19 protein-coding genes are annotated in these 24,820 nt (G+C 70.0%); 13 read left to right on the top strand and 6 right to left on the bottom strand.

What is annotated here, in order from left to right; all coding sequences use genetic code 11:
- Positions 1-2: 2 nt before the first annotated feature.
- Both L880_RS0105970 and L880_RS0105965 read right to left on the bottom strand, forming a co-directional pair.
- A complete protein-coding gene (locus tag L880_RS0105970) occupies positions 3-1,172 on the bottom strand; it encodes a response regulator (RefSeq protein ID WP_027474898.1) in 1,170 nt (389 codons plus the stop codon).
- 142 nt (positions 1,173-1,314) lie between these two features.
- On the bottom strand, positions 1,315-2,526 hold the full coding sequence (locus tag L880_RS0105965) for a YbfB/YjiJ family MFS transporter (RefSeq protein WP_043328626.1): 1,212 nt from the start codon (positions 2,524-2,526) through the stop codon (positions 1,315-1,317).
- 216 nt (positions 2,527-2,742) lie between these two features.
- Between L880_RS0105965 and L880_RS0105960 the strand changes: the two genes are divergently transcribed.
- From L880_RS0105960 to L880_RS0105930, 7 genes are read left to right on the top strand one after another with little or no spacing between them, the layout of a single operon-like run.
- Entirely contained in the window at positions 2,743-3,840 is a 1,098-nt protein-coding gene (locus tag L880_RS0105960) for an alkene reductase (RefSeq protein WP_027474896.1), read from the top strand.
- 56 nt (positions 3,841-3,896) lie between these two features.
- Positions 3,897-4,571 (top strand): response regulator, encoded by a 675-nt coding sequence (locus L880_RS0105955; RefSeq protein ID WP_027474895.1) that lies wholly within the window; start codon positions 3,897-3,899, stop codon positions 4,569-4,571.
- A 13-nt stretch (positions 4,572-4,584) separates the two neighbouring features.
- Entirely contained in the window at positions 4,585-6,039 is a 1,455-nt protein-coding gene (locus L880_RS31750) for a sensor histidine kinase (RefSeq protein ID WP_051443099.1), read from the top strand.
- Positions 6,040-6,089: 50 nt separating this feature from the next.
- Positions 6,090-7,289, top strand: coding sequence for an efflux RND transporter periplasmic adaptor subunit (locus L880_RS0105945; protein WP_245614973.1), 1,200 nt, complete (start codon positions 6,090-6,092; stop codon positions 7,287-7,289).
- Entirely contained in the window at positions 7,289-10,384 is a 3,096-nt protein-coding gene (locus L880_RS0105940; RefSeq protein ID WP_027474893.1) for an efflux RND transporter permease subunit, read from the top strand. The genes L880_RS0105945 and L880_RS0105940 overlap by 1 nt, the downstream gene beginning before the upstream one ends.
- Positions 10,385-10,428: 44 nt before the next feature.
- Positions 10,429-10,734, top strand: coding sequence for a DUF3240 family protein (locus tag L880_RS0105935; protein ID WP_019573692.1), 306 nt, complete (start codon positions 10,429-10,431; stop codon positions 10,732-10,734).
- On the top strand, positions 10,731-12,071 hold the full coding sequence (locus L880_RS0105930) for a TolC family protein (protein WP_027474891.1): 1,341 nt from the start codon (positions 10,731-10,733) through the stop codon (positions 12,069-12,071). The genes L880_RS0105935 and L880_RS0105930 overlap by 4 nt, the downstream gene beginning before the upstream one ends.
- Before the next feature lie 25 nt (positions 12,072-12,096).
- Here the strand turns inward: L880_RS0105930 and L880_RS0105925 are convergent, their stop codons facing one another.
- The 3 genes from L880_RS0105925 to L880_RS0105915 form a co-directional block, all read right to left on the bottom strand.
- Positions 12,097-12,675, bottom strand: coding sequence for a hemerythrin domain-containing protein (locus L880_RS0105925; RefSeq protein ID WP_027474890.1), 579 nt, complete (start codon positions 12,673-12,675; stop codon positions 12,097-12,099).
- Positions 12,676-12,747: 72 nt separating this feature from the next.
- Complete coding sequence (locus L880_RS0105920; RefSeq protein WP_027474889.1) at positions 12,748-14,178, bottom strand: sensor histidine kinase; 1,431 nt, start codon at positions 14,176-14,178, stop codon at positions 12,748-12,750.
- A complete protein-coding gene (locus L880_RS0105915; RefSeq protein WP_027474888.1) occupies positions 14,175-14,879 on the bottom strand; it encodes a response regulator transcription factor in 705 nt (234 codons plus the stop codon). The genes L880_RS0105920 and L880_RS0105915 overlap by 4 nt, the downstream gene beginning before the upstream one ends.
- Before the next feature lie 207 nt (positions 14,880-15,086).
- Between L880_RS0105915 and L880_RS0105910 the strand changes: the two genes are divergently transcribed.
- The 6 genes from L880_RS0105910 to L880_RS0105885 are packed head-to-tail and all read left to right on the top strand — an operon-like array spanning position 15,087 to position 23,080.
- Positions 15,087-16,367, top strand: coding sequence for a TolC family protein (locus tag L880_RS0105910; protein WP_019573697.1), 1,281 nt, complete (start codon positions 15,087-15,089; stop codon positions 16,365-16,367).
- A 47-nt stretch (positions 16,368-16,414) separates the two neighbouring features.
- Positions 16,415-17,647 (top strand): efflux RND transporter periplasmic adaptor subunit, encoded by a 1,233-nt coding sequence (locus L880_RS0105905; RefSeq protein ID WP_027474886.1) that lies wholly within the window; start codon positions 16,415-16,417, stop codon positions 17,645-17,647.
- A complete protein-coding gene (locus tag L880_RS0105900) occupies positions 17,644-20,727 on the top strand; it encodes an efflux RND transporter permease subunit (RefSeq protein WP_027474885.1) in 3,084 nt (1,027 codons plus the stop codon). Before L880_RS0105905 ends, L880_RS0105900 begins: the two co-directional genes overlap by 4 nt.
- Positions 20,728-20,732: 5 nt before the next feature.
- On the top strand, positions 20,733-21,551 hold the full coding sequence (locus L880_RS0105895; protein ID WP_027474884.1) for an alpha/beta hydrolase: 819 nt from the start codon (positions 20,733-20,735) through the stop codon (positions 21,549-21,551).
- Positions 21,552-21,575: 24 nt separating this feature from the next.
- Entirely contained in the window at positions 21,576-21,845 is a 270-nt protein-coding gene (locus L880_RS0105890) for an acyl carrier protein (RefSeq protein ID WP_027474883.1), read from the top strand.
- Positions 21,842-23,080 (top strand): beta-ketoacyl-[acyl-carrier-protein] synthase family protein, encoded by a 1,239-nt coding sequence (locus L880_RS0105885; protein WP_027474882.1) that lies wholly within the window; start codon positions 21,842-21,844, stop codon positions 23,078-23,080. Before L880_RS0105890 ends, L880_RS0105885 begins: the two co-directional genes overlap by 4 nt.
- A 40-nt stretch (positions 23,081-23,120) precedes the next feature.
- Here the strand turns inward: L880_RS0105885 and L880_RS0105880 are convergent, their stop codons facing one another.
- Positions 23,121-24,776: a methyl-accepting chemotaxis protein gene (locus L880_RS0105880; protein WP_027474881.1), complete on the bottom strand. Its 1,656-nt coding sequence runs from the start codon at positions 24,774-24,776 to the stop codon at positions 23,121-23,123.
- Positions 24,777-24,820: the final 44 nt, after the last annotated feature.

The following is a 24,820-nucleotide window of genomic DNA, read 5'->3' as shown; positions in this document are numbered from 1 at the left end:
CTTCACTCCTCCGACAGAACCCCACCCAGGGCCAGGTACTTGGCGGCCACGGCGTCCTCGGTGTCGGCATGGCGCTCGGCCACGGCGCAGAACTCGGCAAAACGCGCGGCAAAGGCGGCCGCCACATCAGGGTCGAAATGGCGCCCGGCCTCGGCCAGGATCATGTCGCGCGCCACCTCGAAGGCGAACGGCGGCTTGTACACCCGGCGCGAAATCAGGGCATCGAACACATCGGCCAAGGCCATCAGGCGCGCCGCCACCGGGATGGCGTCGCCGGCCAGCCCGTCGGGGTAGCCGCTGCCGTCCCAGCGCTCGTGGTGGTGGCGGGCAATCTGCTTGGCGCAGGCCAGAAAGTCGATGGGCGGGCCGCCCTCGTCCACCAGGTCCTGCTCGGCCCGCTCGATCGCCTGGGCACCCAGCAGCGCATGGGTCTTCATGAGCTGCCACTCCTCGGGCGTGAGCTTGCCCGGCTTGAGCAGCACATGGTCCGGAATACCCACCTTGCCGATGTCGTGCAGCGGCGCCGACTTGGCGATGCGCTCGATGCTGTCGGCGTCCAGCTCGGCCACAAAGCGCGGGTGCCGTGCCAGGTGCGTGGCCAGCAGGCGCACATAGCCCTGGGTGCGCAGCAGGTGGTTGCCGGTCTCGGGGTCGCGCGTCTCGGCCAGCCGCGCCAGCGCGTGGATGCTGATGTGCTGGATGCGCTGGTTCTCGGCCATGCGCCGGGCCACCTCGGCCTCCAGGCTCACATTGCGATCGCTGAGCAGATCCCGGGCGCGCTTGAGCTCCAGCTGGGTCTTCACGCGGGCCATCACCACGGGCGGGCGCAAGGGCTTGGTGATGTAGTCCAGCGCCCCCAGGGACAGGCCCTGGGCCTCGTCGGCGGTGTCGTCCATGGCGGTCACGAACAGCACCGGGATGTCGCGGGTCTGTGGGTCGGCCTGCAGCCGGCGCAGCACCTCCAGCCCATCCATGCCCGGCATCATCACGTCCAGAAGAATCAGGTCGGGCCTGGGTGAGGAGGCCGCCAGACGCAAGGCCGCCGGTCCCGAGTTCGCCACCCGCACGCGGTAAAGCGTCTGCAAGAGCTCACCCAGCACGGTGAGGTTGTCCGGCAAATCATCGACGACGAGCACCACCGGACGGGTGTCGCACGGTTCGCGCGCACTCATGGAAGCTTCCCCCTGACGGATGTTTTCGATCCATTATGGGCGTGTGCATATAGTCTGAATAGCCTGTATTCACCTAGGCCCTTCAGGCTTCCAAGACTTGCGCCGGTCTGGCCGATCCCGGCAAAACTCCGGCCAAGCTCCGCTAAGGCGACGTGCTCAAAGGGCGCTGCCGCCAGGCCAGCAAGGCCCCCACCCACAGCGCCAGCGCCGAGAACACCAGGCCCCGCACCAGCCCGCCAGGGCCGTCGGCAATCCAGCCCACCGCCGTCGGCCCCACGATCTGCCCCGCCGCAAACACGATGGTGAAGGCACTGATGCCGGCCGCCCAGCGCGAGGCCGGCAGGTTGTGGCGCACCAGGGCGGTGGTCGAGGCCACCACCGACAGAAACACCCCGCCAAACATCAGCCCCGACAGCAGCAAGGCCGGCCACCAGTTGCTCAGCGCCGGCAGCAGCGCCGCCAGCCCCAGCAAGCCATTCAGAAAGGCCAGCGCCCCGCCCCCGCGCGCGCGCTCCAGCAAACCGGCCCACAAGCGGGCCGAGGCCAGCACCGCCGCCCCCAGCAAGGCATAGAACAGGGTGATGCGTTCGGGCGCCACGCCCTGCTCGCGCAACAGGGCCACCACAAAGGTCATGTAGCCGATGTAGCCCACGCCAAAGGCGGTGTAGCCCGCCAAGGCCGGCCACAGCGGGCGCGGATCAAAGCCCCGCCCTGTGGCCCCCACCGTGGCCGGCGGCAGCAAGGCCGCCAGGCGGCGCGCCGGCCACCACAGCGCCGCACTGGCCAGCAGGCTGACCGCCGCCAGCGCCCACCAGGCCCAGCGCCAGGCATGGGCCTCGTGCACGGCCTGCTGCAAGGCCTCGGGCACAGCCCAAGCCGACAGCGCAATGCCCCAGCCCGTGCCGCCGTAGTACAGACCCAGCAACCAGCCTGAGCGCCCGGGCTGCAAGGCCCCCAGGCGCGCCGCCATCAGGCCGCCCGCGATGAACACCAGGGCGCTGGCCGCGCCGGCCAGCAGGCGCTGCATCAGCAAGGGCGCGGCTTCGGTGAAAAACCCGCTGCAGGCCATGAACAGGCTGGCCAGCACCGCCCCGCCCAGCAGCACCCGCTCGGGCCCCTGGCGGCGCAGCAGCCAGGGCGTGGCCAGCGCCCCCAGCAGGTAGCCCAGGGCATTGGCGGTGTTCATGGCGCCGGCCAGCGCATACGACCAGCCCAGGTCCTCGCGCATGGTGGGCAGCAGCAGGCCATAGGCAAAGCGGGTGATGCCCAGCGAGACCGCCGCCCCCAGCGACAGCGCCAGGGCCAGCAAGGTGGCGGGCAGGGCCGCAGAGGCGCCCAGGGTGGAACGCGGCATGGGTGTTGTCTCCGTACTTGTTATGACGCCACTGTAAGCGCGCCGGCAGCTCACTGCAGGGAGCGCACCGGGTCGCGAGGGCGACGCCGGCCCGCCCCATGCCCGCGACGGCTCTGGCATAAAACGCATGATCTTGCGCAAGCAAGCCCATTGCCGGCGCGCTACGCTGTGCCACCGTCGCTTGCGACCCCATCACCGCCCTTTTTCAGGAACCCCATGAGCTCTCTGTTCGAACCCGTCCAGGCCGGCAGCCTGAAACTCGCCAACCGCATCGCCATGGCGCCGCTCACGCGCAACCGCGCCCCCGGCGCCGTGCCGGCGGCCATCACCGCCACCTACTACGCCCAGCGCGCCAGCGCCGGGCTGCTGATCACCGAGGCCACCGCCATCAGCCACCAGGGCCAGGGCTATGCCGACGTGCCCGGCCTGTATGGCGACGACCAGATCGAGGGCTGGAAGAAGGTCACCGCCGCCGTGCACGCCCAGGGCGGCCGGATCGTGGTGCAGCTGTGGCATGTGGGCCGGGTCTCGCACACCGACCTGCAGCCCGGCAACGCCGCGCCGGTGGCCCCCTCGGCCATCCGCGCCAACACAAAGACCGTGCTGATCAAGGACGGCGTGCCCGGCTTTGTCGAGACCTCCACCCCGCGCGCCCTTGAACTGAGCGAGCTGCCCGGCATCGTCGAAGACTACCGGCGCGCCGCCCGCGCCGCCATCACCGCCGGCTTTGACGGGGTCGAGATCCATGCCGCCAACGGCTACCTGATCGACCAGTTCCTCAAGACCGGCAGCAACCAGCGCAGCGACGCCTACGGCGGCAGCATCGAGAACCGCGCCCGCCTGCTGCTGGAGGTGGTGGCCGCCATCAGCGCCGAGATCGGTGGCGACAGGACCGGCATCCGCCTCTCGCCGGTCACCCCCGCCAACGACGTGATCGATGCCGATCCACAGCCCCTGTTCGAGTACGTGCTGCGCCAGCTGGCCCCCTTCGGCCTGGCCTATGTGCACGTGATCGAGGGCGCCACCGGCGGGGCCCGCACCCTGCCCGATCGCCCCTTCGACTACGCCGCCGCCAAGGCCGCCTACCGCCAGGCTGGCGGCCAGGGTGCCTGGATGGTGAACAACGGCTACACCCGTGAGCTGGCCGATGCGGCCGTGGCGGCGGGCGCCGACATCGTGGCCTTTGGCCGCCCCTTCATTGCCAACCCCGATCTGGTGGAGCGCCTGCGCCGCAACGGCCCCTTCAACGAAGGCAACCGCGCCACCTATTACGGCGGTGGCGAGGCCGGCTACCTCGACTACCCCACGCTCTGAGCGCGGGGTGCTCAGGGCGTAACATCGGGCTCCCCGCGAGAGCCACCAAGCGCCCCATGAGAATCCTGCTGATCGAAGACGACCCCCAGCTGAGCGAGGCCCTGGCCAGCTTCTTGCGCGCCAAGGGCTTTGTGGTCGACACCGCCGGCACGCTGGCCCAGGCCCGCGCCACCCTGCCGGCCGCGCACTGGGGGGCGGTGCTGCTGGACCTGCACCTGCCCGACGGCGACGGGCTCGGCCTGCTGCCCCTGTTGCAGCGCCAGCACCCCGACAGCAGCGTCATCGTGCTGACGGCGCGCGACCAGATCACCGACCGCATCCGGGGCCTGGACGCCGGGGCCGACGACTACCTGGTCAAACCCTTCGATCCCGAAGAACTGCTGGCCCGGCTGCGTGCGGTGGAGCGCCGCCGCGGCGGCGCCAGCGGCCAGGGTGCCACGCTCACCCTGGGCAGCCTGAGCGTGGACCTGGCGCGCGACCGGGTGCGCGTCAACGGCCAGGCGGTGGAGCTCACGGCCAAGGAATGGGCGCTGCTGCGCGTGATGGCCAGCCGTCCCGAACGCATCCACAGCCGCGAAAGCCTGCTCGACGCCCTGTACGGCTTCGACGACGACACCGACAGCAACACCCTGGAGGTGTTCATCAGCAACCTGCGCCGCAAGATCGGGCGCGAACGCATCCAGACCCTGCGCGGCCTGGGCTACCGCCTGGCCGGCGACGCCGGGGTCTGAGGTTCTGACGCCCATGCCCACCCCGGCCCGCCCACCCGACCGCCCACCTGCCAGCCTGTCGGCCCGCCTCAGCCGCAGCCTGGTGCTGTGGGTCTGCGCGCTGTGGCTGATGACCGCGCTGGGCACCACCTGGTATGTGCGCACCGAAGTCAACGACGTGTACGACAGCGCCCTCAGCGAAAGCGCCTGGCGCCTGCTCGACCTGGTCAGCCACGAGATGGAGGAGCACGGTGCCAGCCCGGTGCTGGGCGAGGCCCCGCCGCCGCGCTCGGGCAGCTTTCCGCTGCACCTGGCACCGCACCACCTGATCTACCAGATCACCAGCCCCGAGGGCCGGCTGCTGCTGCGCTCGGCCGACGCCCCCACCGAGGTGCTGGCGCCCGAGGTGCGCTACGGTTTTTCGGAGCAAGGCGCCTGGCGCGTCTTCAGCCTGACCCACCCCACCCGCCAGGCCCGCATCCATGTGGCCGACGCGCTGCAGCACCGCCAGCACACCCAGATCGACATCGTGCTGTCGCTGCTGCTGCCCCTGCTGGGCCTGCTGCCCTTTCTGGCCCTGCTGATCCGCCACATCACGCAGCGCGAGCTGGCCAGCGTGGGCGCGCTGGCCGACCAGATCCGCGAACGCAGCGACCGCAACCTGAGCCCCTTGTCCAGCGCCGGCCTGCCGGCCGAGCTGACCGTGATCACCGAGCGCAGCAACCACCTGCTGCAGCGCCTCTCTGGCGCCCTGGACACCGAGCGCGCCCTGGCCGCCAACGCCGCCCATGAGCTGCGCACCCCGCTGGCCACCACCCGCCTGCGCCTGCAAGGCGTGCAGGCCCTGCTGGGGCAGCAACCCACCGAAGTGGTGCAGCGCGAACTGCAGCACGCGCTGGACTCGCTGGCCCAATTGAGCCGGCGCACCGAGAAGCTGCTGCAGATGTCGCGTGCCGAATCAGGCGCCGCCCTGGCGCGCGAGCGCGTGCCGCTGACCCGCCTGGCCGCCGCCGTGGCGCAAGAGTTCTGGGCCGACCCGGCCCTGCTCAACCGGCTGCAACTGCAACTGCCCGAGCACGGTGAGCCCGAGGCCCTGGGCGACTTCGACGCCCTGGCCATCGCCTTGCGCAACCTGCTCGAAAACGCGGCCCGCCACGCCCCCCAAGGCCCCATCGTGCTGGGCGTGCAGCTGCCGGCCCGGCTCAGCGTGAGCGACTGCGGCCCCGGCATCCCGCCCGAACGCCAGGCCGACCTGCTGCAGCGCCACCACCAGCAGGCGCAAGCCGCAACCACAAGCTCAGCCCCAGCCGAAGGCCCGCCGCCACGCAACACCCCGCAACCCGGCTACGGCCTGGGCCTGTCCATCGTCAGCGCCATCATCGAACGCCAGGGCGGCCGCCTGAACCTGCAGTCGCCCGCACCGGAGTGCACCGACCCGAGCCACCCGGGGCTGTGCGTGACGCTGGAGTTGCTGCCCGCCCATTCATGAAACATTAAGGTGCGGGCCCTAGGCTCGGAGCCTCGCTCCAGAATATGCCCATGAAACTCCGCCCCTTCTCCCTGCGCCCACGGCCTCTGTGGCAACCCGTGCTTGCCGGCCTCACCCTGGCCCTGCTGGCCTGGGTGCCCTCCCAGGCGGCCGAACTGCTCAAGCTCAGCCCGGCCCAGGCCGAGGCCGCCCACCTGCGCACCCAGGTCGCCCAGACCGCCAGCGCCGCCAACACCGGTGCCAACCTGGTGTTGCAAGGCACGGTGATGCTGCCCAGCCAGGCCACCGACCTGGTCAGTGCCCCGGTGGCCGGCGTGGTGCAGGCCGTGCTGGTCAACCCCGGCCAGAGCGTGCGCGCCGGCACGCCCGTGGCCCGCCTGCTCAGCCCGCAACTGGTCGAATGGCAGCGCGACTGGCTGCAGGCCGACACCCAGGCCCAGCTGGCGCGTGAGCGCCTGCAACGCGACGAGCAGCTGTTTGCCGAGGGCATCATTGCCGAGCAACGCCTGCGCGAAACCCGCGGCCAGGCCCGCATGGCGCAGGTGACGCTGGACGAGCGCAGCCAGGCCCTGCGCCTGGCCGGAGTGTCGGCCCAGCAACTCAAGCACCCGGCACTCGACGCCAGCCTCACCCTGGTGGCCCCGGCCAGCGGCACGGTGCTGGAGCTCTCGGCCACCCCGGGCCAGCGCCTGGACGCCGGCATGCCGGTGGCCAGGCTGGCACGCGCCGGCCTGCTCAGCATCGAGGTGCAGGCCAGCCAGCAGCAACTGGCCTGGCTGAAAGTGGGTGACACCCTGAAGGTCGACGGCTGCAAGACCCCGGCACGCCTGGCGGCCATCACGCCCCAGGTCAGCAGCGCCAGCCAGGCGGCCCTGCTGCGCGCCGATTTCAGCGGCAGCGAGAACTGCCTGCGCGTGAACCAGTTCGTGCAACTGCACGCGGGCGCCACCCTGCCCGCCAGCGGCGCCATCAGCGTGCCCACCGCCGCCCTGGTGCAGCACGAGGGCCAGCCCCATGTGTTCGTGAAACGCGCCCAGGGCTACGAACCCGTGGCCGTGCGCACCGGTGCCGCCGGCGGCACGCAGATCACCGTGCTCAGCGGCTTGAAGGCCGGTGACGAGGTGGTGGTGCAAGGCACTGCGGCCCTCAAGGGCCTGTGGCAGGGGCTGGGCCTGGAAGGCGCGCCTGCACAAGCCCCTGCCTCATCCAGCCCACCCAGCGCCCCCACCACCCCGACCAAGGCCCAATGATGCTGGCCCGTCTGATTGCCCTGGCGCTGTCGCAGCGCCTGTTCACCCTGGTGCTGACCCTGGGCCTGATCGGCGCCGGCCTGCTGGCCCTGCGCGACCTGCCCATCGACGCCTTTCCCGATGTGTCGAGCACCCAGGTCAAGATCATCCTGAAAGCCCCCGGCATGACCCCGGCCGAGGTCGAGTCGCGCATCGTCGCCCCGCTCGAACAAGAGCTGCTGGGCATCCCCAAACAAGTCATGCTGCGCTCCAGCAGCAAGTACGCCATCGCCGACATCACGCTCGACTTTGCCGACGGCACCGACATCTACTGGGCGCGCCAACAGGTCAGCGAACGGCTCAACGGCGTGATGGGTGAACTGCCCCCCGGCATCGGCGGCGGGCTGGCCCCCATCACCACCCCGCTGGGCGAGATGTTCATGTTCACCCTGGAGGGCGAGGCCAGCCTGGCCGAGCGCCGCATCGTGCTCGACACCCTGATCCGCCCGCGCCTGCGCGGCATCAACGGCGTGGCCGACGTCAACTCGCTGGGCGGCATGGTGCAGACCTTCGAGGTGGTGCCCGACATGGCGGCCCTGGCGGCCCGCCACATCGCACTGAGCCAGCTGCAGACCGCCCTCGAGGGCAACAACCGCAACGACGGCGCCGGCCGCCTGCAGGCCGGCGAAGAGTCCTTGCTGGTGCGCAGCGAGGGCAGCATCCGCAACCTGGACGATGTGCGCGCCATCGCCATCACTGCGCGCGACGGCCAGTCGGTGCGCGTGGGCGACCTGGCCACGGTGCGCCTGGGCGAGCTGGCACGCTATGGCGCCGTGACCCGCAACGGCAGCGGCGAGACCGTGCAAGGCCTGGTGCTGGGCCTGCGTGGCGCCAACGCGCGCCAGCTGGTGCGCGAGGTGCGCGCCACCCTCGACGCCCTGGGCCCCACCCTGCCCCCGGGCATCAGCATCGTGCCCTTCTACGACCGCGGCCAACTGGTCGACCGCGCCGTGGGCACCGTCACCAAGGCGCTGGGCGAGGCCATCGTGCTGGTGGGGGTGTTGCTGCTGCTGTTCCTGGGCAACCTGCGCGCCGCCCTGGTGGTGGCGCTGATCCTGCCGCTGTCGGCGCTGGCCACCTTTGTGCTGATGCAGCAGTGGGGCCTGTCGGCCAACCTGATGTCGCTGGGCGGCCTGGCGATCGCCATCGGCATGCTGGTCGATGCGGCGGTGGTGGTGGTGGAGAACATCGAGGCGCGCCAGAGCAGCCTGCACGGCCCGGCCCTGGCCCTGCCCAACCGCTACCACGTGTACCGCGCCACCGTCGAGGTGGCCCAGCCCGTGGGTGCCGGCGTGGCCATCATCATGATCGTGTTCCTGCCCCTGCTCACACTGCAGGGCCTGGAGGGCAAGCTGTTCAGCCCGGTGGCGCTGACCATCGTGTTCGCGCTCGGCGCCTCCTTGCTGCTGTCGCTGACCGTGATCCCGGCGCTGGCCTCGTGGCTTTTGCGCCTGCCCCAGCCCGGGCACAAGCTGCACCAGGCGCCCTGGCTGGTGCGCCGGCTGGAGGCGCTCTACACCCCGCTGCTCGACTGGGCCCTGGGCCACGGCAAGAGCGTGGTGCTGGGCTCGGTGCTGGCCCTGGCCGGCGCGCTGGCGGTGTTTCCGCTGCTGGGCAAATCGTTCATGCCCTCGCTCGATGAGGGCGACGTGATCCTGCAGGTCGAAAAGCTGCCTTCGATCTCGCTCGATGCCTCCAGCGCCACCGACCTGGAGCTGCAGCGCCGCATCCTGAAGACCGTGCCCGAAGTCTCGGGCATCGTGGCCCGGGTGGGCGCTGATGAACTGGGGCTGGACCCCATGGGCTTCAACGACACCGACACCTTCCTGGTGCTCAAGCCGCGCGACACCTGGCGCTTTGCCAGCAAGGATGCGTTGATCGACGCGCTGCGCGAAGCCGTGGCCCCGGTGCCCGGCATCAACCTCAGCTTCACCCAGCCCATCGAGATGCGCACCTCCGAAATGCTCTCGGGTGTGCGGGGCGACCTGGCCATCAAGGTGTTCGGCCCCGACCCGCAGGAGCTGGCCCGCCTGGCCACGCAGATCGTGCAGGTGGTGCAGGGCGTGCCCGGCAGCGAAGACGTGATCACCGCGCAGAACGAGGGCGTGCAGTACCTCAGCGTGGCCATCGACCGGGCCGCCGTGGGCCGCCTGGGCCTGTCCGTCGAGCAGGTGCAGAACGATCTGCGGGCCCTGCTGGAAGGCCGGCGCAGCGGCACCGTGGTGCAGGGCATCCGGCGCGTGCCGCTGATGATCCGTGGCAGCGATGCGCTGCGCATGGCCCCCGAGCAGTTCTCCCAGTTGCGCCTGCCCCTGCCCGATGGCGCCTCGGTGCCCTTGAGCCAGGTGGCCGACATCCGCGTGGTGGACGGCCCGGTGAAGATCGACCGCGAAAAATCCATGCGCATGTCGGTGGTGCGCGCCAATGTGCGCGACCGCGATCTGGTGGGCTTTGTGGACGAAGCCAAAGCCGCGGTGGCCCGTGAGGTCAAGCTGCCGCCCGGCTACCTGCTGGCCTGGGGTGGGCAGTTCGAGAACCAGCAACGCGCGGCGGCCCGCCTGAGCGTGGTGGTGCCGGTGGCCCTGGCCCTGATCCTGCTGGTGCTGTTCGCCACCCTGGGCCAGCTGCGCCAGGCCCTGCTGGTGTTTGCCAACATCCCCTTCGCTCTGGTGGGTGGGGTGTATGCCCTGGGGGCTACCGGTGAGTATCTTTCGGTGCCGGCCTCGGTGGGCTTCATCGCGCTGATGGGCATTGCCGTGCTCAACGGCCTGGTGCTGGTGACCTGCTTCAACCAGCTCGCCGAGCGCCACCTGCCGATCGACGAGGTGGTGCGCCAGGGTTGCCTGCGCCGCCTGCGCCCCGTGCTCATGACCGCCAGCATCACCGCCCTGGGCCTGGTGCCCCTGCTGCTGGCCACCGGCCCGGGCTCGGAGATCCAGCGCCCGCTGGCCATCGTGGTCATGGGCGGGCTGTTCAGCGCCACCGTGCTGACCCTGTTCCTGCTGCCGTTGCTGTACCGTCACTTTCACCGGCCTTCGCGCCAGGCCCTCGCATGAGCCCTGAAACCCTTTCTGCCCCATTGTTGACAGCACCCTCTTCCGTGCCACTGTGCCTGCTGACGCTGTCACTGCCCCAGGCCCTGGAAGAGACCCTGCTCGACGCCCTGCAGGCCCTGCCCGAACACCCCGGCCCCTACACCGTGCTGCAAGGCCACAGCCTGGGTGCCGGCGTCGCCCTGCCCAGTGCCATGGAGCAGGTGCAGGGCCGGGCCCGGCGCACCCTGGTGCTGACCGTGCTGGCCGAGCGCACGGTGCCGGCCCTGATCCAGGCCTTGCAGGCCAGCGTGCCGCACCCCGACATCAGCTGGTGGAGCGCACCCCTGTTGCAGCATGGGAGGCTGGCATGACACGCCCTCACATCAGCCCGCCACGCCTGCTGGTGCTGGCCCTGTGGACCGCACTGAACCTGCAGGCCTGGGCCGACACGCCGCCCGGCCCGGCCCACACCGACCCGGCCGCCACGCTGGAGCGGGTGGCCCTGCCCTGGGCCGGCCGCTTGCACAAGGTGCTGCCACCCGAGGAGCGCGTGCGCGCCATGCTGCTGCGCCAACCCACGGTGCAGGTGGCACGCGCCAATGTCGATGCCGCCGCCGGGCGCCAGGCCCGCCTGAACGCCGGCCCGCACGAATGGACCTTCAAGGCCGGCGTGCAGCAACGCCGTGAAATGCCCGGGCCGCGCTACCGCGAAAGCGAACTGGCCGTGGAACGCGGCCTGCGCCTGCCCGCCAAGCTCGAGGCCGACCAGGCCCTGGGCCGCAACGAAGCCGAAGTCGGCATGCTGAACTTTGAAGACACCTGGCACGAGTCGGCCCGCGCCCTGCTCAAGGCCTGGTTCGACGCGCTGCGCGAGGCCCGCACCCTGCAGACCCTGCGCGAGCAGGTGGCCCTGGCCGAGCAGCAGCGCTCGGTGGCGCAGCGGCGTCTGCAGGCCGGCGAGGCGGCCCGGCTGGAACTGCTGCAGGCCGATGCCGACGTGGGCCGTGCCCAGGCCGCTGCCCAGCAATCGGGCACCCGGCTGCGCGCCCTGCAGGCCGACCTGCTGCTGCGCTACCCCGATGTCCAGCCTTTGTTGACGGCCGTCTCGGAGGACCTGCCCGCGCCCGCCGGGCTGGCCGACACCGCCCAGCACTGGGTCGAGCGTGTGCTGGCCGACAACCACGAGCTGGAACTGGCCGAAGCCCAGGCGCGCCACGCCGAACTGGTGGCCCGCCGGGCCGGCCTGGACCGGCAGGGCGACCCGGTGCTGGGCGTGCGCGCCGCACGCGAGCGCGGCGGCCAGGAGCAGGTGCTGGGGGTGTATGTTTCAGTGCCCTGGGGCGGCGCCGGGCGCCGGGCCGACGAGCAGACCGCCCTGGCCCAGGCCGAGATGGCCCGCCAGAAGGTGGACGAGGTGCGCCAGCGCGTGAGCTCGGAAGCCTGGCGCGTGGCCATCAACGCGGCGGAGGGTGAAAGCAGCTGGCAAGCCCTGCAGACTGCCTGGCAAGGCATGGACCAGAGCGCCCGCCTGGCCGGGCGGGCCTACAGCCTGGGCGAACTGCCCCTGGGCGAAGCCCTGCAGGCGCGTCGCCTGGCGCTGGAGGCCCGGCTGAACGCCGATGCGGCCCGCCTGGACATCCTGGAAAGCCAGAGCCGGCTGCTGCTGGACGCCCACCAGATGTGGACGCCGCCCGGGCACGGCGATTGAGAAGCTGTGCCGAGGCGGAACGCGCTCAGCCCAGCCCCACCGGGCTGGGCGCGCGCATCACGATGCGCGTGAACAGCCGGTCGTAGGCGGGGTCGCGCAGGCTGGGGTTGACCAGCGGGTCGGCGTTGCTCAGGAAGGCCTCGTCCAGCGCCTTCCAGTCGCCCTCGTCGAGCACCTTGCGGGCTTCCGGAATGATCACGGTCTCTTCGAGCCGCATGTGGTCCAGGTAGAAGTCGATGTAGCGGCGCAGCTCGTCTTCGAAGCGCTTGCGGCGGCCATCGCCCATCAGCTCCCAGGCCAGCAGCAGGTGCTGCAGTTCGCGCACCGCGGTCTCGCCCTTCATGTGGTCACGCTCCAGCTGTTCCACCACCGTCATCACATGCGGGGAATGCCGCGCCACGCGCGGGAACAGCAGGTCCGACTCCTTGGGGTGGTGCAGGCGCTCGGGAAATTCGTCGATGTAGAACAGCATGGCCCGCATGACGTCGAAGAAGCTCTCGGGCTCGTCGCCCGGGCCCCGGTCCAACATCATCAGCATGGAGCGCAGCATGGCCGCCAGCGCCGTGTGTTCTTCCTGGATGACCTTGATGCATTCTTGTGCCATGGCGTGCCCCGGGGGTGTCTGTGTGAAGAGGACGAGGGTGCCATGCGGCCCCGCACAAGTCCCTGACCCAGATCAAGTGCCGGGCTCGATCACCAGTTCCGGCGGCAGCACGATGCCGGCCTTCAGGCCTTGGCCGTCGGGGCCCCGGCCCAGCTCGAAGCGGGCGCCCAGCAACTGGGCATAGCGCGACACGATGGCCATGCCCAGGCCCACGCCCTCGCCCATCCACTCGCGCTCCTCGCCCTGCACCCAGCGCTGCAGGATGCGCTCGCGCTCGGCCCCCGGGATGCCGGGGCCGTTGTCGATCACCGACAGGTGCACCCCGTCGGCCAGGCGCTGCAACTCGACCGTGATGCTGCCGCCCTCGCCCGAGGCGGGCCGACCGTAGCGCAGCGCGTTGTCCAGCAGGTTGTTGAGAATGCCCTCCAGCAGCGTGGGGTGGCCCATCACGCGCTGCGGCTCGTCCAGCCCGCGCCCACCCAGGTCGATGCCGGCGGCATCGGCACGCGGCAGCAAGCGCAGCACCGCGTCGCGCACCAGTTCATCCAGGGACACCGGCACGGCCTGCATCTGGGTGCGCGCCTCGTCCGCCAGGGCCAGGGCCAGCAATTGATCGACCAGGTGGCTGGCGCGGGCCTCGCTGCCCACGATGCGCTGCAGCTGCATGCGCCAGGCCTCGGGTTCGCGCTGGGCCAGGCCGTACTCGGCCAGGGCACGGATGCCGGCCAACGGGGTGCGCAGCTCGTGCGCCACATTGCCGGCAAATTCGCGCTGCGCCTGCACCCCGCGCGCCACCCGGGCCAGCAGGGCATTGAGGGAGTCTTCCAGCAGGTGCACATCCCGGGTATTGGCCTGCACCTGCAGCGGCGTCAGGTCCTGGGCATTGCGCTGGCCCAGCGCCTGCTGCAGGCGGGCCAGGGGTTGCAGCTCGGCGCGGATGGCACGCCCCAGCCAGGCCGCCAGCAGCACCAGCAGCAACACCTCAGGAATCACCGAATACAGCAGCAGGTTGCGCAGCAGCGCGCTGCGGCTCTGTGTGGTCTGGGCCATGATGACCTCGAAGGCCAGCGGCTCGGAGCGGCGCAGGCGCACCGCGCGCAGCGGCTTGCCCTGGTAGTAGATGTCGGCAAAGCCGTACACGGCTTCGTCGGTATCCGAGATGGGCGGCATGTTGAGCCCCGAATGCCCGGCCAACAGGCTGCCGTCGGGGCGGCGCACCGCAAAGTACACGCTCTCGACCTGGTCGAACAGCACCGCCCGCACCTCGCGCGAGGACAGCATCAGCTCCAGCCCGGCATCGTTGGCGCGCACATTGCTGGCCACCGAGTAGGCATCGTCGAGCAACGAACGGTCGTAGGCCGCCTGGGTGAAGTGGCGTGCCACCGAGATCGACACCACCGCCCCGGCCAGCCAGGTCAGGCCCAGCGGCAGCAGCACGTGGCGCAGCAGCCGCGAGCGCAGCGAAGGCAGGGCCAGGGCCGCCGCCCCGGCGCTGCCCATCATGCCTCGGCCTCCAGCAGGTAGCCCAGACCACGCAGGGTGCGGATGCTGGCGCCGCTGCCGGCCAGCTTTTTGCGCAGACGCGAGATGAAGGCCTCCAGGGCGTTGTCGGCCAGGGCCTGGTCAAAGCCCGAGAGCTTGTCGGCCAGCGTGCGCTTGCTGACCACGCGGCCGGGCGGCGTCATCAGCTCCCACAGCACCTCGAACTCGCGCGCAGGCAGCTCGAACCAGTCGCCCTGCAGGCTCAGGCGGCGGGCCTTGCGGTCCAGCGTCAGGGTGCCCACGGTGGTGATGTCCTGCGTGCCCTGGCTGCGCCGCACCAGGGCGCGCAGCCGGGCCTCGACCTCGGCCAGGTCAAAGGGCTTGCCCAGGTAGTCGTCGGCCCCGGCGTCCAGGCCGGCGATGCGCTCCTCGGTGCGGTCGCGGGCCGTCAGCACCAGCACCGGCACCTGGTCGCCCCGGGCGCGGGCCGCCCGCAGCAGGCTCAAACCGCTGCCCATGGCCTGGCCCGCCGGCCCACCAGCCGCCGCCGCCGCAACTGGCAGGTTCAGATCGAGCAGCACCGCATCAAAGGGCTGGATGCGCCAGAAGTGGTCGGCCTCCCCCAGCGTGGCGGCCTCATCCACCCGGTGGCCGGCCTCGCTCAGGCTGCGCACCATCACGTCCCTGAGCACGGCGTCGTCTTCAATCACCAGAATTCGCATGCTTGTCATTCCTGAATGGCAGGATGCAAGCCTACCCCGATTCGCCCGCCTTGCCTGCGTGCCGGACATCTGGCGACCGGGGAAAGCACCGCCCCCCAGGTTTCCGGGCCGCGCAGGCCGCACGTCGTTGTGAAACTGGGGAAAACACCCAAAAAGTCAGGTTCTGGTCAGGTAGAGGTCAGGGACCATGAGGCATAAGCTGAAACGATGAGCATCCGACAGATTTCCATGGCCGTGACGCTGGCCTGCGCCTGCGTCTCGGCCGCGCTGGCCCAGACAGCCACCGCCACCCCCTCCGTGCTGCGCCTGGAGCAGGTGCTGCAGGGCGCCCGCAACAACCTCGACGTGCAGTTCTCCAACGAGCTGGCGGCGGCGGCACGCGCCGACATCGTGAGCGCCGACCACGCACCGCTGCCGGTGCTGACCACCAAGGCCAGCCAGATGGACCTGCAGCACGGCCTGGGCCGGGGCAGCGTCCTCAATGAAAAGCGCATCGACAAGAGCCTGGGCGTGGACTGGACCTGGGAGCGCGGCAACAAGCGGGCCTTGCGCACCCTGTCGGCCCAGCGCGCGGCCGACGCGGCCCAGGCCGATGTGGACGACACCCAGGTGCTGCAACTGCAGGCCGGCCTGGCCGGCTTTTACGACCTGCTGGCAGCCCAGGAACGGCTGGCCGAGGTGCGCGCCATCAGCCAGAGCGCCAGCCAGTTGGCCGCCACCGCGGCCCAGCGCGTGCGCGCCGGCGACCTGGCGGCCCAGGACGCGGCCCGCACCGAGATCGAGGCCCAACGCGCCCAGGGCGATGTGCGCCTGGCCGAGCTGGAGCGCCAGCGTGCCAGTGCCGCCCTGAGCCAGGTGCTGGGCCGCAGCCCGGCCAGCCCGCTGGAGGTGGCGCAGGACTGGCCCGCCCTGACCCCGCCGGACACGGGCACCGATCTGGGCGCCGTGGTCGATGCCCGTGCCGACGTGCGCGCCGCCCAGGCCCGCGTGGACGCAGCCCAGGCCGCGCTCGACAATGCCCAGGCCCTGACCCGCAGCGACATCACCGTGGGTGCCTCGCTGGACCACTACCCCGGCACCTCGACCCGCCTGCTGGAGCTGCGCCTGCAGATGCCGCTGCAAACCCATTACGCCTACCAGGGCGAGATCGCCCGCGCCCTGGCCGGGCTGAACCAGGCCCGCACCCAGCTCGAGCGCGTGCGGCTGAACGCCCTGCTGGAGCTGCAAAGCCTGCAGCAAAGCCTGCTGGGCACCCTGGCCCAGGCCCGCAGCTACGAGACCGAGATCCTGCCGCGCGCGCGCCAGGTGGCGGCCGGCGCCGAACTGGCCTACAGCAAAGGCGCCATCCCCCTGGTCGACCTGCTGGACGCCCGGCGCACCTTGCGCGCCACCCTGATCGAAGCCGTCAGCGCGCGCGCCGACCATGCCCGTGCCCAAGGCCTGTGGCTGTTGCGCACCCAACCCCAGCGCCTGCTGGCCACCCCCTGATTCACACGGCACCCCCTGCGGCGCCCCACCTCACTTCTGCCCATCCCATGCGCAAGCTCCCACTCCATCGCCTCTGCACCCTCGCCGTCCTGGCCAGCGCACTGCTGTCAGCCTGCGGCCCTGCCCCCGCGCCCAATCCCGCTCCGCAACCCGCCACCCCCATCGTGCAGGGCCAGCAGTTGCGTTTCCCGGCCGGCCACCCCCAACTGGCCCTGCTGCCCACCCAGGCAGCCCGGGCGGCCCAGGACATCACGGTCGAGCTGCCGGCGCGCCTGGTCTGGAATGAGGAACGCACCCAGCGCATCTACCCCGCCTTTGCCGGCCGGGTCACCCGCATCGACGCCGATGTGGGCCAGCGTGTGCAGCCCGGCTCGGCCCTGGCCCACCTGGCTTCGCCCGATTTCGGCCAGGCCCAGGCCGACACCGCCCGTGCCCAGGTCGATGCCCGCCTGATGAACCAGGCCGTGCAGCGCCAGCGCGAGCTGTTTGCCGCCGGCATCATCGCGCGCAAGGACCTGGAGCAAAGCGAGGCCGACGCCGCCCGCGCCCAGGCCGAAGTGGCCCGCGCCCAGGCCCGCACCGCCTTGTATGGCGGCTCGGCCCAGGTCAACCAGCAGCTCAGCCTGAGCAGCGGCATCGCCGGTGTGGTGGTGGAGCGCAACCTCAACCCCGGCCAGGAACTGCGCCCCGACCAGTCCGGCCCCGGTGTGCCGGCCCTGTTCGTGGTCAGCGACCCGGCCTCGCTGTGGGTGCAGATCGATGCCCGCGAGGTCGACACCGGCATCCTCAAGCCCGGTGCCGGCTTCGAGCTGGAAGTGGCGGCCTACCCCGGCGCGCTGTTCCAGGGCAAGGTGCTGGCGGCCTCCGACTTCATCGACCCCAACACCCGCACGATCAAGGTGCGCGGCCTGGTGGCCAATGCCGACCGGCGCCTGAAAGCCGAGATGCTGGCCACCGCCCGGGTGCACCAGACCTTCAGCAGCGGCGTGGTCGTGCCGGCCGCCGCCATCACCCTCAACGGCACCCACCACGCGGTGTTCGTGCAGACCCAGCCCGGGGTGTTCGAGCCGCGTGATGTCACCCTGGTGCACCAGGGGCCGAAGGAGGTGGTGGTGAGCAAGGGCCTGCAGGCCGGTGAGCTGGTGGTGTCCGACAACGCCCTGCTGCTGGCGCGCCAGTTCCATGTGGCCCAGGAGGATTCCATCGGCCGCAGCGACAGCCAGAAGAGCACCCACGCCGCTGAAGGCAAAGAGAGCACCGGCAAAGGGAATTCCCAATGAGACGCCTGATCCAGTACGCGCTCTACCAGCCGCTGTTCATCGTCCTGGGCACACTGCTGTTTGCCCTGGCCGGGGTGATTGCGTTCAAGAACCTGTCGGTCGAGGCCTTCCCCGATGTCACCGACACCCAGGTCACGGTGATCACGCTGTTCCCCGGGCGCGCCGCCGAAGAGGTGGAAAAGCAGGTCACGCTGCCGATCGAGGTGGCCCTGTCGGGCCTGCCGAATTCGATCCGTGTCTTCTCGCACACCCAGTTCGGGCTGAGCTTCATGGTCGTCACCTACGACGACAAGGCCGATGTGAACCTGGTGCGCCAGCAGGTCAGTGAGCGCCTGCGCGGGGTGGACCTGCCGGCCGGGGTCGAGGCCGAGATCGCGCCCAACGCCACCCCGGTGGGTGAAATCATGCGCTACCGCCTGCGCGGTGACGGGCTGAGCACCACCGACCTGCGCACCCTGGAAGACTGGGTGGCCGAGCGCGCGCTGCGCCAGGTGCCCGGCGTGGCCGATGTGGTGGCCATGGGCGGCTCGATCAAGCAGTACGAGGTGCAACCCGACCTGGACAAGCTGCGCGCCTACCGCCTCAACTTCCAGAACCTGCTCGACGCCCTGGGGCGCGGCAACTCGAACGCCGGCGGCAGCTATGTGGCCCAGGGGGCCCAGCAGTACACCATCCGCGGCCTGGGCCTGCTCAAGTCGTCGGAAGACATCGGCCGCATCGTGGTGGCCGCGCGCAACGGCACCCCGATCCTGATCCGCGACATCGCGCAGGTGAAGATCGGCGCCGTGCCGCGCCTGGGCGTGGTCGGCCAGGACCTGGACGACGACGTGGTGACCGGCATCGTGATCATGCGCAAGGGCGAGAACCCGAGCGTGGTGCTCAAGGGCGTGAAGGACAAGATCGCCGAACTCAATGAGCGCGGCCTGCCCCCGGGCGTGAAGATCGAGCCCTTCTATGACCGCACCTGGCTGATGGACAAGACCCTCACCACGGTGTTCCGCAACCTGGTCGAAGGGGCGGTGCTGGTGTCCCTGGTGCTCTACGTCTTCCTGTCCAACCTGCGCGCCAGCCTGGCCGTGGTGGTGGTGATCCCGCTGGCCCTGCTGGCCACCTTCATGGGCCTGAAGATCATGGGCGTACCGGCCAACCTGCTGAGCCTGGGCGCCATGGACTTCGGCATCATCGTGGACGGCGCGGTGATCGTGATCGAGAACATCCTGCACCGGCTGTCACAGAACCGCGAGGACATGCCCGATTCGGAGCGCAAGCAGACCATCATCGACGCGGCCAACGAAGTGGGCCGGCCCACGCTGTTCTCGATGCTGATCATCATTGCGGCGCACATCCCCATCTTTGCGCTGCAACGCCATGAAGGCCGCATCTTCCAGCCCATGGCCCTGTCGGTGACCACGGCCCTGATCGGCTCGCTGGTGTTCTCGCTCACCCTGGTGCCGCTGCTGGCCTACTGGATGCTGCGCCGCAAGCTGCCGCACCACGACAACCGCGTGGTGACCGCCGCCAAGAGCCTTTATGAACCCGTGCTGGGCTGGGCCCTGAACCACCGCCGCAAGGTGCTGGGCATTGCCGTCGCGGCCTTTGCCATGTCGGGCGTGGTGGCTTCGCGCCTGGGCTCGGAGTTCCTGCCTGAGTTGAACGAGGGCACGACCTGGATCAACTTCGCGCTGTCGCCCAATGTGTCGACCGAAGAGGCCGCCCGCATCCTGCGCATGGCGCGCAAGGCCTTGCTGACCGTGCCCGAGGTGCGCACCACCGTGTCCAAGGCCGGCCAGCCCGAAGACGGCACCGACCCCAAGACCATCAGCATGGCCGAGATCTTTGTCGACGTGAAACCCGAGCACGAATGGCGTGCGGGCATGACGCGCGACAAGATCATCGACGAGATGGACCACGCGCTGTCGGCCATCCCCAGCATCGACCCGGCCTTCTCGCAACCGATCCGCGACAACGTGCTGGAGTCGATCTCCCAGATCAAGGGCCAGATCGTGATCAAGCTCGCCGGTGACGACCTGGCCGAGATGCGCCGCATCACCGAAGCCATCACGCGCGAGGTCAAGCAGGTGCAGGGCGTGTCGCGCGCCGAGATCGACCGCGACGGCCAGGTGCCCCAGCTGCTGATCGACATCGACCGCGACCGGGCCGCCCGCTACGGCCTCAATGTGGGCGACATCCAGGACGTGATCGAAGCGGCGCTGGCCGGCAAGGCCGCCACCAGCCTGTGGGAAGGCGAGCGCAAATTTGCCGTGGCCGTGCGCCTGCCGGCCGAAGACCGCCTGGTGGCCAAGCTCGAACGCACCCCCATCCCCACGGCCGACGGCGGCTATGTGCAGCTGGGCGCGGTGACGCACATCACCGAAACCAGCGGCGCGATGAACATCGCCCGTGAAGCCGGCCGGCGCACCACCGCCATCGGCATCTTCATCAAGGACCGCGACATGGGCTCGGTGGTGGCCGACATGAAGGCCCGGGTGGCGAAGATCGACATCCCGGCCGGCTATGTGGTGAACTGGTCGGGCGAGTTCGAGAACCAGGAACGGGCCATGAAGCGCCTGTCCGTGGTGGTGCCGATCTCGCTGCTGCTGATCTTCGTGCTGCTGTTCGATGCCTTCAAGTCCTTCAAGATGGCCTCGCTGATCCTGCTCAACGTGCCCCTGGCCCTGGTGGGGGGCTTTGTGGCGCTGTGGATCTTCGGCATCCCGCTGTCGGTGTCGGCCGCCATCGGCTTCATCGCCTTGAGCGGCCAGGCCGTGCTCAACGGGGTGGTGATGCTTTCGGTGTTCCAGCAATTGCGCAAGGCCGGCCACACGGTGTATGAGGCCGCGCGCATAGGCTCGATGCAGCGCCTGCGCACCGTGCTGATGACGGCCATGCTGGCCGCGCTGGGTCTGCTGCCCATGGCGCTGTCGCGTGAGATCGGCTCCGAGACCCAGCGCCCGCTGGCCATCGTGGTCATCGGCGGCCTGGTCACGGCCACGCTGCTCACCCTGGTGGTGTTGCCCTCGCTGTATGTGTCGTGGTTCTCGCGGGCCAAGAACGTCAAGAGCAGTGAAGGTGCATCCTGAAGCCCATGACCCAGGCTGCCCAGCCCAGCACGGCCGTGGTGTTGCTGCACGGCCTGTGCAGCACACCCGACGAGTTGCTGAGCGTCAACGGCCCACTGCGCCAGATCGGTTGCACCGTGGTGCCCTTGCAGATCGCGGGCTACTCCTTCGATGCCGACCACCCCGAGGCCCCGGCCCAGCGCTTTGAGCACTGGATCGGCGCCGTGCATGACTGCGTGCGCCAACTGCGCCAGAACCACCAGCGCGTGGTGCTGGTCGGGATCTCGGCCGGGGCCGGCCTGGCCCTGAGCGCCGCCATGGACCCGGCCACCCCGGTGGACGGCCTGGTGCTGATGTCCACCACCCTGCGCTATGACGGCTGGGGCATCCCGCCCTGGCATTTTCTGCTGCCCTTGGCGCTGTACACCCCGCTCGGCCGCTTGTGGCAGTACCGGGAGCAACCCCCGTATGGGGTCAAGAACGAGCGCATCCGGGCCTGGATCGCACGCGAGCTGGAAAACCGGCGGGTGTCCCGCGCCGGCAGTGCCACCCTGGGCGTGAGCTACCTGCGCGAAAACGACCGGCTGCTGCGCCGCCTGCGCCGCCGTCTGGGCCAGGTCGTCTGTCCCCAGATCCTGGCCTTGCACGCCGAAGAAGACGAGGTCGCCAGCCCGGATAATCTGCGTTTGCTGGCAGTTGGTCTATCATCCGCGCCTGTCTCTCTCAAGACGGTTACTGTTAGAAACAGCTTCCACATGATCAGCATTGACAACGATCGTCAGCAAGTTGTTCGCGAAACCGTCGATTTCGTGCGCTCGCTGACCGCGAGCCCCCCGTGCCCCTGATCTGAGCTGCCAGCCGCCTCCAACATGACTCCCGATATCGACCAGACCATTGCCCAGATCCTGGTGGACAAGTTCCACATCGAAGCCGAGCGGGTGAAACCCGAAGCGGCCCTCGAGGACCTGGGCCTGGACTCGCTGGCCCTGATGGAATTCGTCTTCGCGATCGAAGATGCGTTCCAACTGCGCATTCCCGAAGAACGCCTGGACCCGCGCCAGGGCGGCATCACGCTGCAGCACCTGGCCGGCGTCATCCGCGAACACCTGGCCGCCAGCCCCAAACCCGCCGGCGCATGAGCAGCACGGCAGCCCCCATCGGCGTGGCCGGCCTGGGCCTGATCAGCCCCCTGGGCCACACCCTGGAAGCCTTCCAGGCCAAGGTGATGGCCGGTGAATCGGCGGTCGGCCCCTGGCCGCTCGACCTGCCGGGCATCGACCCGGTGGTGCTGCCCCTGGCGCGCTGTGATTTCAATGACGCCGCTGTGCGCACCCCCTCACGGGTGCCGGCCGACCGCGGCACCTCGATGGCCCTGACGGCTGCCATGGCGGCCTGGGCCGCCAGCGGGCTGGACATGGCCACGCTGGATGCCGAGCGCGTGGGCCTGTACTGGGGCAGCGGCATGGCCGGGGCGCACAGCTTCGACGCCAGTTGCCACACCCTGTACGCCGAACACAAACGCCTGCGCCCCACCACCGTGCTGAGCACCATGCCCAATGCCGCGGTGGCCGAGATCAGCCTGCAGCTGGGCATCCGCGGCCCCTCGCTGACCTACGCCTGTGCCTGTGCCTCGTCGGCCGTGGCCATCGGCGAAGCCCTGCGCGCCCTGCGCGGTGGCTGGATCGATGTGGCGGTGGTGGGCGGGCATGAATCGATGTTGAGCCCCGGCGTGCTGGCCAGCTGGCAGGCCATGCGGGTGATGGCCCCGACCGGCCCTGAAGGCAGCCTGGCGGCCTCGGCCTGCCGGCCTTTCTCGGCCGATCGGCACGGTTTCGCCATGGGCGAAGGCGCGGCCGCCCTGGTGCTGGAAAGCCCGGCGCACGCCCAGGCCCGGGGGGCGCAGCACACGCTGTGCCTGTCGGGCTACGCCACCAACAGCGATGCCCGCCACATCAGCCAGCCCGATGCGGCCGGCCAGGTGCGCGCCATGCAGGCCGCCCTGCGGGACGCCTGCCTGCAGCCGCAGGACATCGGCTACGTGAATGCCCATGGCACCGCCACCCAGGCGGGCGACCGTGCCGAGGCCGAATCGCTGCAAACCGTGTTCGGGGAGCGTGGGGTGGCGGTCAGTTCGACCAAGGCCATCCACGGGCATCTGCTGGGGGCCGGGGGCGCCATGGAACTGGTGGTGGCCCTGCAGGCCTTGGCCAGCGGCCAGGTGCCGCCCACCGCCCACCTCAGTCAGGCCGATCCGGCCTTCGCGCTGGACCTGGTCCAGGGTGCGGCGCGCGCCGTGCCGGGGCTGCGCCACGCGATGTCGAATTCCTTCGCCTTTGGCGGCACCAATGCGGTGCTGATCGCCAGCCGGGTCTGAAGCGCGATCCAGCCCGGCGCCGGGCTGGATCAGGCCGGGCTCACATGCCCAGCAGGTGGGGCTCGCCTGCCGACGAGCCCAGATAGCCACCCTGGGCGCCGCCACGGCGGGTGCCTTGCGCGCTGGCGTGCTGATCGCTGAGACGGAACTGGCGCACCACGCTGGCCAGGCGGTCGGCCTGCTCCCGCAGCGATTCGGCCGCGGCGGCCGACTGCTCAACCAGGGCCGCGTTCTGCTGGGTCATCTGGTCGATCTGGTTCACCGACTGGTTCACATCGCCGATGCCGGTGGATTGTTCGGAGGCCGCAGCCGTGATCTCGCCGATGATGTCGCTCACGCGCTGCACGCCGGAGACGATCTCGTCCATGGCCGAGCCCGCATCTTCGACCAGCTTCACGCCGCCATCGACCGCACTGACGCTGTTCTTGATCAGGCCCTTGATTTCGCTGGCCGCCTCGGCCGAGCGCTGGGCCAGGCCGCGCACCTCGCTGGCCACCACGGCAAAACCACGCCCCTGCTCACCGGCGCGCGCCGCTTCAACCGCCGCGTTCAGGGCCAGGATGTTGGTCTGGAAGGCGATGGTGTCGATCAGGCCGATGATGTCGTTGATCTTGCGGCTGGAGGCCGAGATCTCATGCATGCTGCTGATGGCCTGGCGCACCACCGAGCCGCCCCGCACCGCCGCGGTGGAGGCCGAGCCCGAGAGCTGGTTGGCCAACTGGGCCGACGAGGCGGTCTGCTGCACATTGCCCGTCAGGTTGCTGATGGACGACACCGTGGCCTGCACGTTCGAGGCCGTCTGCTCGGTGCGGCCCGACAGGTCCTGGTTGCCCGAGGCGATTTCATGGCTGGCGGTGGCAATGCTTTCGCTGGCATCGCGCACCTGCGACACCATGGCCCCGAGCCCGGCCTGCATGTCGGCCAGGGCATTGAGCAGATCCGTCACCTCGTCCTTGCCCTCGGACTCGATGCGGCGCGACAGATCACCGCCGGCAATCGCCTGCGCGGCCTGGCGGGCTACTTCCAGCGGACGGCAGATCGAGTGCATGTTCAGCAGAGTGAGCGGCACGACCACGATCACCGTGATCACCACGGCGGCAACAAACAGCAGCTGGGTCTGCTTGGACACACGGGCCTGATCGGCCACGGCTTCGTTGACCTGGGCGGTCAGGCTCTTCTCGATGGCGGCCACCGCCTTCTCGGCTTCCTCGTACTGGGCCACCGAGCGGGCACTCATGCGGTTGGCCGTGGTCGCCGACTCGTAGCCGCCCGATTCGAGCTGATTGGCCACCGAGGCAAACTGATCCCGGTAGGCCACCAGCTTCTGGCCCACGGTTTCCAATTCGGGCTTGTTGCCCATGGTTTCACTGCTGGCCATGCGCTTGACCATCTGATCGGCCCGGCCCAGCGACTCCAGCCATTTGGCCCGCAGCTGCTTCACCTGTTCGGGCTTCTCGTACTGGATGATCATGTCCTTTTCGAAGCGGCGGGTCTGCCCCAGCTCCGCACGCAGCTCCGCCAGGTTGCCCATCGAGGCGTAGGAGTGGGTCATGAAATCCTCACTCATGGCCTGGATGCGGAACATGCCCAGCATGCCGGCCCCACCCAACAGGCTCAAAAGCCCCAAGACCACCGCAATGGCGCCGATCATCCGGAAGCGGATGGTGAACAAGCGCATCAGCGCAAAGACATTCATACAAGAACCTCCGGGTGGCACTCAGAAATGACAGGCCTCGCCCG

This window comes from Curvibacter gracilis ATCC BAA-807, from assembly GCF_000518645.1.
In the GTDB taxonomy this organism is placed as follows: domain Bacteria; phylum Pseudomonadota; class Gammaproteobacteria; order Burkholderiales; family Burkholderiaceae_C; genus Curvibacter; species Curvibacter gracilis.
This window is presented reverse-complemented; position numbering and strand designations above follow the sequence as displayed.